9 protein-coding genes, 1 other RNA gene and 1 pseudogene are annotated in these 9783 nt (G+C 70.6%); 7 read left to right on the forward strand and 4 right to left on the reverse strand.

Annotated features, from left to right (window positions below; translation table 11 throughout):
• Positions 1-468: peroxide stress protein YaaA (gene yaaA / locus R6V09_RS36955; protein ID WP_317885850.1), on the reverse strand; the 468-nt coding region annotated here is incomplete at its 3' end.
• Between the two features lie 76 nt (positions 469-544).
• Between yaaA and R6V09_RS36960 the strand changes: the two genes are divergently transcribed.
• The gene (locus R6V09_RS36960) at positions 545-2011 is read left to right on the forward strand and encodes an RNB domain-containing ribonuclease (RefSeq protein WP_317885851.1); all 1467 of its coding nucleotides are present in this window, start codon (positions 545-547) and stop codon (positions 2009-2011) included.
• Here the strand turns inward: R6V09_RS36960 and R6V09_RS36965 are convergent.
• From R6V09_RS36965 to R6V09_RS36975, 3 genes are read right to left on the reverse strand one after another with little or no spacing between them, the layout of a single operon-like run.
• On the reverse strand, positions 1962-2564 hold the full coding sequence (locus R6V09_RS36965) for a hypothetical protein (RefSeq protein WP_317885852.1): 603 nt from the start codon (positions 2562-2564) through the stop codon (positions 1962-1964). The two genes, R6V09_RS36960 and R6V09_RS36965, sit on opposite strands and share 50 nt — an antisense overlap.
• Positions 2561-3337 carry a MerR family transcriptional regulator gene (locus R6V09_RS36970; RefSeq protein ID WP_317885853.1) on the reverse strand — a complete coding sequence of 259 codons (777 nt, stop codon included), beginning with the start codon at positions 3335-3337 and terminating at the stop codon, positions 2561-2563. Before R6V09_RS36970 ends, R6V09_RS36965 begins: the two co-directional genes overlap by 4 nt.
• Positions 3338-3370: 33 nt before the next feature.
• On the reverse strand, positions 3371-4954 hold the full coding sequence (locus R6V09_RS36975; protein ID WP_317885854.1) for an FAD-dependent monooxygenase: 1584 nt from the start codon (positions 4952-4954) through the stop codon (positions 3371-3373).
• Positions 4955-5000: 46 nt separating this feature from the next.
• On the opposite strand from R6V09_RS36975, the gene R6V09_RS36980 reads away from it, so the two are divergent.
• The 6 genes and pseudogenes from R6V09_RS36980 to R6V09_RS37005 all read left to right on the forward strand — a co-directional run bounded on the left by R6V09_RS36980 (position 5001) and on the right by R6V09_RS37005 (position 9645).
• Positions 5001-5630 (forward strand): TetR/AcrR family transcriptional regulator, encoded by a 630-nt coding sequence (locus R6V09_RS36980; RefSeq protein WP_317885855.1) that lies wholly within the window; start codon positions 5001-5003, stop codon positions 5628-5630.
• Positions 5631-5679: 49 nt separating this feature from the next.
• On the forward strand, positions 5680-6510 hold the full coding sequence (locus R6V09_RS36985) for an AraC family transcriptional regulator (RefSeq protein ID WP_317885856.1): 831 nt from the start codon (positions 5680-5682) through the stop codon (positions 6508-6510).
• A 22-nt stretch (positions 6511-6532) separates the two neighbouring features.
• A pseudogene (locus R6V09_RS54740) lies at positions 6533-7315 on the forward strand (DMT family transporter); the annotation flags it as partial.
• Between the two features lie 148 nt (positions 7316-7463).
• An RNA gene (rnpB, locus tag R6V09_RS36995) (RNase P RNA component class A) lies at positions 7464-7880 on the forward strand.
• A gap of 148 nt (positions 7881-8028) precedes the next feature.
• Complete coding sequence (locus R6V09_RS37000; protein ID WP_317885858.1) at positions 8029-8718, forward strand: DUF2637 domain-containing protein; 690 nt, start codon at positions 8029-8031, stop codon at positions 8716-8718.
• Positions 8719-8830: 112 nt separating this feature from the next.
• Positions 8831-9645 (forward strand): IS5 family transposase gene (locus R6V09_RS37005; protein WP_317885859.1). Its coding sequence is split into 2 segments (ribosomal slippage): positions 8831-9173 and positions 9173-9645, totalling 816 coding nucleotides; the frame shifts between segments, so codons are not numbered across the junction.
• Positions 9646-9783 lie beyond the last annotated feature (138 nt).

Genomic DNA, 9783 nt, shown 5'->3' on the forward strand with positions numbered 1-9783 from the left:
CTCGGGCAGCGCGGCAGCCATCGGCGCCCGCCAGTGCGCGCCCAGCGCCCCGAGCCCGGGCAGCCGTACCCCCATCGAGCAGCGGTACGACGGGATCCGGTCCGTCACCCGCACCGCGCCCCACAAGCCGGAGAACACGAGCAGGGAGCGCGCGGCCCGCTTCTTCGCGGCTGTGGGCAGCGAAGCCAGGTCGAGGGCGTCGTAGAGGACACCGGTGTAGATCTCCCCGGCGGGCCGCGCACCGGCGGTCCGGAGGTCGACGTTCTTCGCGATCTCGCCGCGCAGCCCCTCGCTCAGCCCGAGCACCTCGCGTGCCTTGTCCTCGTCGGCCGCGCACAGGTCGACGAGTTCGTCGAGTACGGCCGCGCGGGCGTCGGCGAGTCCGGGCAGCGACAGCGATTCCGGCTTGAGCGGGGCACCGCGGCCGGAGGAGGCCTTGCCTTCGGAGGGCGGCAGCAGGACGAGCACGGTGGGTTTCTCCTTACGGTGGGTGCTGCGCCAGCGTAAAGGGTGCGGCCGGGCGGATTGTGCCTACGCTCGTGTCATGCCCCGCCGCCGCATCCGGATGACCGGCACCCCCGAAGCCCCGCTCCGCGCCGCCCTCACCGCGCTCCGCACCGAACTCGGTGTACCCGAGAGCTTCCCGCCGGAGGTGCTGGCGGAGGCGATGGGGGTCCCCCCGTTCGAGCGGAGCCGAGAATGGGGGAGGGCGGCGAAGGCTCCCGTGCCCGCCGCCGAGGACGCGACCGACATCCCCTTCTTCACCGTCGACCCGCCCACCTCCATGGACCTCGACCAGGCGATGCACCTGTCCCGCAGGGGGACCGGTTTCCGCGTCCGGTACGCCATCGCCGACGTCGCCGCCTTCGTGGTCCCCGGCGGAGCGCTCGACGCGGAGGCCCACCGCCGCGTGACCACCCTCTACTTCCCCGACGAGAAGACCCCGCTGCACCCGCCCCTGCTGAGCGAGGGCGCCGCGAGTCTGCTGCCGGACGTGACCCGGCCGGCGGTGCTGTGGACGATCGACCTGGACGCGGACGGCCGTACGGTCGCCGTGGACGTCCGCCGGGCGCTCGTCCGCAGCCGGGCCAAGCTCGACTACGCGACCGTGCAGCAACGGATCGACACGGGCACCGCCGAGGAACCGGTCGCGCTGCTCAAGGACATCGGCGAGGCCCGCGAACGCCTGGAGGTCGAGCGCGGCGGCATCTCCCTCAACGTGCCCGAGCAGGAGATCGTCGAGCGCGACCACACCTACGAACTCGCCTACCGCGCCCCGCTCCCCGCCGACGGCTGGAACGCCCAGATCTCCCTGCTCACCGGCATGGCCGCCGCCGACCTGATGCTCGCGCACGGCACGGGCGTCCTGCGCACCCTGCCCGCCGCCCCCGACGGCGCGGTCGGCCGCCTGCACCGCACCGCGCGCGCCCTGCACATCGACTGGCCGCACCACGTGTCGTACGCCCAGCTCATCCGCTCCCTCGACCCGCACCTCCCGCACCACGCGGCCTTCCTCCAGGAGTGCACGACCCTGCTGCGCGGCGCGGGCTACACGGTCTTCCGCGACGGCGACCTCCCGCCCATCACCACCCACGCGGCCGTCGCCGCCCCCTACACCCACTGCACGGCCCCGCTACGACGCCTCGTAGACCGCTACGCCGCCGAGATCTGTCTCTCGCCCGCGTCCCCGCCCGCCTGGGTCCTGGCCGGCCTCGACGCCCTGCCCAAGGAGATGGCGGACGGCAGCCGCCTCGCGGGCACCGTCGAGCGCGAGTGCGTCGACATCGTCGAGGCCGCGCTGTTGAAGGACCGTGTCGGTGACCTCTTCGACGGTTGTGTCGTCGAGGTGGAGGAGCGTCAACCCACCGTGGGAAAGGTGCAGTTGGACACCCCGGCCGTCGTCGCCCGCATCGAGGGCGGCACGACTCCGCTGCCGCTGGGGGAGCGGCTGCGGGTGCGGCTCACGCAGGCGGACCCGGGGACGTCGAAGGTGCGGTTCGCGCCTGCTTGACCGCCGTTACGAGGGTGTCGGCGTCGTCGGCGTGGAAGCGGACGGTGCCCACCTGCCGTTGGCGTCCGAGGGCGGTGAAGTGGGTTACGGGCTCGGTGAGTTCGAGCGTGACGGTGGTCTGCGAGCCGACGGGGAGGTTCAGTTCGCCGTCGGTCCGCTCATGGGTCATGCGCAACTCCCGTCGTACGGAGGCGACTTGGTCCAGCGGTATGCGCAGGTCGACATGGACGCCCCGGCGGACCCGGAGCGAGTCCGTCGCCAGGAGGTGCGGGCGTACCGCGAAGGCCGCATGCATGCCGACGACGAACACGATCGTGTAGACGTCCAGGGCGAGCACGATGCCGTGCACCGCCGGCCAGTCCCGCAGCAGTACGGACATGGTGAGCGTCTCGATCGCGCACACGAACACGAGCGCGGCCATGACCGCCCCCTGCCCCCGCCCGTACCCGAACGCCCGCTCGCCGTCCGCCCGTTGGGCCCGCCGGGTGATCCACAGCCAGAGACTCACCAGCAGTCGCAGCTCGTGCCGCAGGAGCACGGACACGGTTCTCATGCCCGTCCCCGGGTGACGAGGCGCAGCATGCGGCGGATCGCTTCCGCCTGGGCCGGTGCGAAGTCCGCGTAGAAGGCGCGCAGGAAGCCGCTGTCCTGGTCGACCGGGCTCCCCTCGGGGAGCAGTGTGGCGGGAACGCAGGCCGCGAGGGCCCGGGCCGCCTCGTCCACGCGCGGGTCGGCGGGGTCGACGGGGTGGTCGGTGTCGGCGAGCGCGTCGAGCAGGGCGTACGCCTCGTGCGCCCGTGCGACCGCCTCCGGTGTCGCGACGGCGCTGCCCACCAGATCCATGATCCGCGCCCGTTCGGCCGGGGTCGACACGGTGTCGAGCAGGGCGAGCATCTCGCGGTCCTTGGCGGCCATGGGCGAGTCGGCAGGGAGCGTCGAGGTGCGGGTCAACTCGCTGAACACCGCCGTCAGTTCGGGAGAGACGGGCCCTTCGGCGGGCAGTTCTCCCGAGTCCAGCAGGGCGCGCAGCCGGGCCCGCCGCTCCCGGATCGCCGACTCCTGCCGGGCCAGGTCCTCGTCGAGTTCGGTGAGCACCTCGACGAGGTCCCGGCCCGCGTCGTCCGCGAGCACGTCCCGTACCTCGGTCAGCCCCAGACCCAGCTCGGTGAGCCGCCGGATCCGGGCGAGGACGACGGCGTGGCGCAGGCCGTAGTCGCGATAGCCGTTGGAGCGCCGCTCCGGTTCCGGCAGCAGGCCCAGGTGGTGGTAGTGCCGGACGGTCCGCGTGGTGACGCCGACGGTCTCGGCGAGTTCTCCGATCCGCATGGGACCAGTAGAAACGCTGACGTTACGGCAGGGTCAAGCACCGAGGGGCGCGCCGAACCACAGCCGCAGCGCGTCCGAGGGATCGTCCTCGGCGCCGTCCGTGTCCGCCGCCCATGCCGTGATCCCGTCCGGGCGCACCAGCACGGCGCCAAGTTCCGGCCGCCCGGGACAGGCGGCGGTGAGGACGTCCACCACACCCTCGTAGCCGTCCGCGCGGGCCCGGAGTTTCGGGTCGTCGGCGAGGTCGAGGAGGAGGGCGCGGCCGTTGTGGAGGTGGTCGGCGAGGCGGGTGCCGTCGGCGAGTTCGAGGTCGGGGGCGCTGCGGCCGGTCAGCGGGTGGTCGCCGGGGAGGTCGTAGTGCTGCCAGACGCCGGAGATCCGCTTGACGAGATACGTCGTGCCGTCGACCGTCCCCGCGAGGTCGGTGACCACCTCGCGCAGGGCCCGGGAGTGCGGCTCGGGGCGCATCACCGCGATCTGGGCGCGCGTCCAGTCGAGCACCCAGGCGCCGATCGGATGCCGCTCCACCGTGTACGAGTCGAGCAGTTCCACCGGTGCCCGGCCGCGCACCACCAGGGCGAGCTTCCAGCCGAGGTTCATCGCGTCCCCGACACCGAGGTTGAGCCCCTGTCCGCCGAACGGCGAGTGCACATGCGCCGCGTCGCCCGCGAGCAGCACCCGGCCCGCGTGATAGGTGTCCGCCTGACGGCAGTTGTCGGTGAACCGGGTCGAGGAGTGGACCTTGTGCACGGTGACGTCGACGCCGGTCACCCGGCGCACACTGGCCTGCAACTCCTCGGCGGTGACGGGGGATTGGCGATCGGCGGGCGGTCCGTCGAACTCGACGGTGAGTATCCGTCCCGGCAGCGGACCGAAGGCGTACGTGCCCACATCGGTGGTGTTCCAGCCGCCGCGCAGCGGCTCGGTGCCGGTCATGTCGGCGATGGCCTGGTAGCCGGTGATCTCCGGTGCGGTGCCCGGGAACTCGATCCCGGTGAGCTTGCGCACGAGGCTGCGGCCACCGTCGCAGCCGACCAGCCAGCCGGCCCGGACGGCGTACGGTGCGGAGCCGTCCGTCGGGGCGAGGCGGACCGTCACTCCTTCCTCGTCGGTGTCGAAGCCGGTCAACTCGACCTGCCTGCGCACCTCGACGCCGAGTCCCTCGGCATGCCGGCCGAGCAGCCGCTCCAGCGGGGCCTGCGGGACGAGTCCGACGCGGTCGACCGGGCCGAGGCCCGCGAAGGCCGGGTCCGACTCGTCGAGCAGATCGGCCCGCAGCATGATCCCGGAGAAGTGTCCGGCGAACTTCGGCGGCGGAACGGGATTATTGTCGCCGCCGTGCGCCCGCTTGAACTCCTTGAAGCGGCTCATCGCCTCCTCGTGCAGCTCGGTCAGCGCGGGCAGCAGTCCTCGCCGGTAAAGGGCCACGGTGGTCGTGGAGTTGAGGCCGCCCGCCTTGATCGTCTCGTCCACGTCGGTCAGCCGCTCGACGACCAGCACCCGCGCTCCGCCGAGGGTCAGCTCGGCGGCCAGGAGCAGGCCTACGGGACCGGCTCCGGAGACGACGACGTCGTAGTCCGGTTCGTGGTTCGTTTCGGTGTTCGCATCAGCGCTCATGGTTTGAGTGTAGTCACTAAAAAATTATGTTCGCTACACTGTTTCCATGGGTGATGGTGAGGGCGAGCTCTCCCTGAGAGAGCGCAAGAAGCGGGCGACCCGGCAGCGGATCTCGAACGTCGCCACGGGCCTGTTCAAGGCGCGCGGCTTCGACGGGGTGTCGGTGGCGGAGGTCGCACGCGCCGCCGAGGTGTCGACGATGACCGTCTTCAACTACTTCCCGCGCAAGGAGGACCTGTTCCTCGACCGCATCCCGGAGGCGGTCGAGGTGCTCAGCGGGGCGGTACGCCACCGTGCCCCCGGCGAGACCCCGCTCGCCGCGCTGCGCCGCCTCTCGCTCGAACTCCGCGACCAGCACCACCCGTTGGCCGGCCCCAACGACAGCTTCCCGGACTTCTGGCAGGTCGTGATCGACTCCCCGGCCCTGCGCGCCCGGGCCCGCGAAGGCCTGGAGGAGATCGAGAACGCCCTGTCCGACGCCCTCGCCGAGACCGCCCCGGACACCCCCGACCCCGCCCTGGCCGCGGCCCTGATCGTCGCCGCATACCGATCGGTGTACGTCACCACCGCGCGCCGCCTGCTCGCAGGCGAACGCGGGGAAGGGCCGACCGAGGACCACCAGGCCCGGATGACCGCGGCCTTCGACATCCTGGAGCGGGCGCTCACCCCGGCATGACACGGGGCCCCGGAGCGTTGCACCCTGTGGAGGAAAGGGGGTGCGGCCGGTGAGCGCACGTGAACAGGCCCTGTGGACGAGGGCGAGACTGGGCCGCTGCGGCCCACCGCTCGACCTGCTGACCGCCCGCTTCGACCGGCACGTCTACGCCCCGCACGCGCACGAGGAGTTCACGATCGGCGTCTGCGTCGACGGCTCCGAACTCATCGCCTACCGCGGCGGCCACATCCGCGCGACCCCCGGCTCCATCGTCGTACTCGCCCCCGACGAAATGCACACCGGCGGCCCGGCCAACGCCACCGACGGCTACGCCTACCGAGCCCTCTACGCGGACCCGGCACTGCTGACGGACGGCATCCTCGACGGCAGCCTCCCGCACTTCCGCGAACCCCTCCTCGACGACGCCGAACTCGCGCTGGCGTTCCGCCTGGCACACACCGAACTCAGCCTCTGCCCCGACCCGTTGGAGGTGGAGTCCCGTCTCCCGTGGCTGCTCACGGCCCTGGCCCGCCGCCACTCGACGTCCCGCCCCATGCAGGACGAGATCCCGGGCGCGGCCTGGGTGGCCCACGCGGTGAGGGACCGCCTGGCGGACGAACTGCTGACCCCACCGTCACTCTCGGCCCTGGCGGCGGACTTCGACCTCTCCCGCTACCAACTCCTCCGCGCCTTCCGTACGACGATGGGCATACCGCCGTACGCCTGGCTCGCCCAGCACCGGGTCACCCGGGCGCGCGGTCTGCTGGAGGCGGGCGGGCGGCCCGCCGAGGTCGCGGTGCAGGTGGGCTTCGCGGACCAGGCGCATCTGACCCGCTGGTTCCGGCGGGTGCTCGGGGTGACCCCGGCGGCGTACCGCAACAGCGTTCAAGACGCCCGATGAGGTGGCGGCGCATCCTCGCCGTATGACTGCACGCGGCTGGTTCCTGTTCTCCCTGATGGGAGTGGTGTGGGGCATCCCCTACCTGATGATCAAGGTGGCGGTGGACGCCCCGCTGTCCCCGTCCGTGGTCGTCTTCACACGCTGCGCCCTGGGCGCCGTTCTCCTCCTGCCCTTCGCCCTACGACAAGGCGGCCTGACCCGCACGGTCCGGACGCACTGGCGCCCGATGCTGGCCTTCGCGTGCATAGAGATCATCGTCCCGTGGTTCACGCTGACGGACGCAGAGCGCCATCTGTCGAGCTCGACGGCAGGGCTGCTGATCGCGGGCGTACCGATCGTCGGCGTGGTCGCGGCGCGCTTCTTCGGCGACGCGGAACGGCTGGGGGCGCGACGGGTGGCCGGCCTCGCCCTGGGCCTGTCCGGGGTCACAGTCCTCACGGTCCCGCACCTGACGGGCGGCGACGCGCGCTCCCTGGCGGAGGTGCTGCTGACGGTGGTCGGCTATGCGACGGCCCCCCTGATAGCCGCGCGTCATTTGAAGGACGTCCCGACCCTCCAGCTGACGGCCCCGTGCCTGGCGCTGGCGGCGCTGGTGTACGCCCCGGCGGCGGCGGTGACCTGGCCGACTTCGGTCCCTTCCTCCCAAGTCCTGGCCTCCCTCGCCGGTCTGGGGGTGATCTGCACGGCGGTGGCGTTCGTGGCCTTCCTGGAACTGATCAAGGAGGTCGGCCCGACCCGCTCCACGGTGATCACGTACGTCAACCCGGCGGTGGCGGTGGCGGCGGGTGCGCTGTTCCTGGGCGAGGACCTGACGGTCGGCATCGGGGTGGCCTTCACGCTGATCCTGGCGGGCTCGGTCCTGGCGACGGCGGCGAGCGGTCCGAAGGGCGACGGTTCGAAGGGCAGCGGTCCGAAGGGCGGTGCCCGCCCGGTAGCATGGTCGACACGGCAGACGAGCCGGGCGGACGGCCGCGTGGAGTGCCCCTAGCGGGAACTTCCCGAGGAACGTCCGGGCTCCACAGGGCAGGGTGATGGCTAACGGCCACCCGGGGTGACCCGCGGGACAGTGCCACAGAAAACAGACCGCCGGAGATTCCGATCTCCGGTAAGGGTGAAACGGTGGTGTAAGAGACCACCAGTGCCCAGGGTGACCTGGGCAGCTAGGTAAACCCCACCCGGAGCAAGGTCAAAAGGAGCCGCCGCTTCGAAAGAAGCGTGGCTCTGCGCGGACGTTCGAGGGCTGCCCGCCCGAGTCCGCGGGTAGACCGCACGAGGCCGGTGGCAACACCGGTCCTAGATGGATGGCCGTCGCCGGGGGGATCGTGAGGTCCTCCCGGAAACAGAACCCGGCGTACAGCCCGACTCGTCTGTCAACAGGGCTCTGACCTGGCCTTATGGGTCGGTCGGAGCCCTTTGTCGTGTCGGGGCACTTCCCGCTTCTACCTGGGAGTTCCCGGGAGTTCCCGTGGAAGTGTGCACGCGTTGTGCACTGGGGCGGGGCGCCGGATGGTGGGCTCGATGAGTGCTGATGTCGAGCCTCAGGAGAGGGTTGCCGGGAGCCGGGGCTTCGACCTGGACGTGTGGATCCGGCCTCTGTGTGCTCTCGTCGTGGCCGGAGTCGCGGCCTATGCCTCGTACGTTCATCAGCGGGAGTTCGCGCTGCAGGGCGGGGCCGATATGGTCAGCGCTTCGTTGTGGCCGTTGTCGGTGGACGGGCTCCTGCTCCTGGCGACGGTCGCCCTGCTGAAGCCCACGGCGCCGCACGCGCGCCGGGCGAAAGGCGCGGTGTGGGTGGCTTTCCTATTGGGGATCGCGGTGTCGCTGGCGGCGAATATCGCGGCGGCGCCGGCTCTAGAGTGGAAGCCGGTCCTTGTCGCCGGATGGCCTCCCGTCGCCTTGTTGCTGTCGGTGGAACTCCTGGTACATCGCCCGGTCGACCGGCTGGATGTGACGACGGGCCAAACGGGAGAGGGAGACGGCCACACGAAGGGCGAGCAGCTGCAGGAGGACGACGATCCGTTGCTGCCACAGGCTCGCATGGTCGATGCCCGACACCGGGAACTGCATCAACGACCCGTTTCGGCCGAGACGTTGCGAAAGGAACTGCGCATCGGCGCGACGCGATCGAGACAGTTGGCCGCGCTCGTACGGGGGAGCCGAAGCAACAGAAAGGGCGTTGTAGCACCTCGTGACCATGTGAATGGGTAGGAGGTCTTTGGTTCTCACAATTCCCAATGGCCACCGGGGGCACCTCAGTTACGCCCGCGCCACGCTGCTCTAAGACCGTGTCCTACATGGTCAGTTGGTGGTTGTGCTGGGCATGGGGAGTGGACGGTGGGGATGGATCGTTCCGGACGGCTTGTGGGAGTTGGCAAGGCCGTTGCTGCCGCCGTCCCGAGTGCGTCCGCAGGGCGGCGGGGTGGCGAACATCGATGACGAGGCGGTCTTCGCCGCGATCGTCTACGTCCTGGTCAGCGGCTGCGCATGGCGGGCGCTGCCACCGTGCTTCGGAGCATCGAAGTCGACCGTGCACCGCCGCTTCGCCATCTGGTCCCGCGCCGGGGTCTGGGGCCGACTGCACCAGAGAGTTCTCCAACTCCTGGACGAGCAGGACCTGATCGACCTGTCCCGTGCAGTCCTCGACTCAGCTCATGTCCGCGCTAAAAAGGGGGCGAACACACAGGTCCGAGCCCCGTGGACCGGGGTAAGTCCGGTTCCAAGATGCACGTCCTGCCGGACGCGAACGGACTGCCCCTGCGCGTCGGGCTCTCTGCGGCCAACACTCACGACAGCCAGGCCCTGAAGCCGATGCTGTCCCATTTCCACATGGGACACGAATCCCACGCGGCCGATTCCAAGCCTCAACGCCTGCACGCTGACAAGGCGTACGACGTGCCTCACCTGCGCCGATGGTTATGGGGCAAGCGCATCGGCGTCCGGATCGCCCGCAAGGGCATTGACTCCAGCGAACGACTCGGCCGGCGCAGGTGGGTCATCGAGCGCACCATGTCCTGGCTGACCGGTTACCGCCGCCTCAACCACCGCTACGAACGGAAACCAGGCAACTACCTGGCCTTTCTCGGGCTGGCATCCGCCCTCTGCTGCTACAAACGGTTCCTCAAACTGACCATGTAGGACACGGTCTTAGACCGTGTCCTACATGGTGATCATTCGTTGGACTGGTCATGGGGCGGGGTACGTGGAGTTGGATTGTTCCGGATGGTCTGTGGGAGATCGCGAAGCCGCTGATCCCGCCGTCGAGAGTGCGGCCGC

The organism is Streptomyces sp. W16, from assembly GCF_033194735.1.
Taxonomy (GTDB): domain Bacteria; phylum Actinomycetota; class Actinomycetes; order Streptomycetales; family Streptomycetaceae; genus Streptomyces.

What these genes read in the sequence shown, in the direction of transcription:
- R6V09_RS37000 (WP_317885858.1), top strand. Translation starts at nt 8,029, where the DNA reads ATGAGTGCTGATGTCGAGCCTCAGGAGAGGGTTGCCGGGAGCCGGGGC.
- R6V09_RS36975 (WP_317885854.1), bottom strand. Translation starts at nt 4,954, where the DNA reads ATGAGCGCTGATGCGAACACCGAAACGAACCACGAACCGGACTACGAC.
- R6V09_RS36960 (WP_317885851.1), top strand. Translation starts at nt 545, where the DNA reads ATGCCCCGCCGCCGCATCCGGATGACCGGCACCCCCGAAGCCCCGCTC.
- R6V09_RS36970 (WP_317885853.1), bottom strand. Translation starts at nt 3,337, where the DNA reads ATGCGGATCGGAGAACTCGCCGAGACCGTCGGCGTCACCACGCGGACC.
- R6V09_RS36965 (WP_317885852.1), bottom strand. Translation starts at nt 2,564, where the DNA reads ATGAGAACCGTGTCCGTGCTCCTGCGGCACGAGCTGCGACTGCTGGTG.
- R6V09_RS36980 (WP_317885855.1), top strand. Translation starts at nt 5,001, where the DNA reads ATGGGTGATGGTGAGGGCGAGCTCTCCCTGAGAGAGCGCAAGAAGCGG.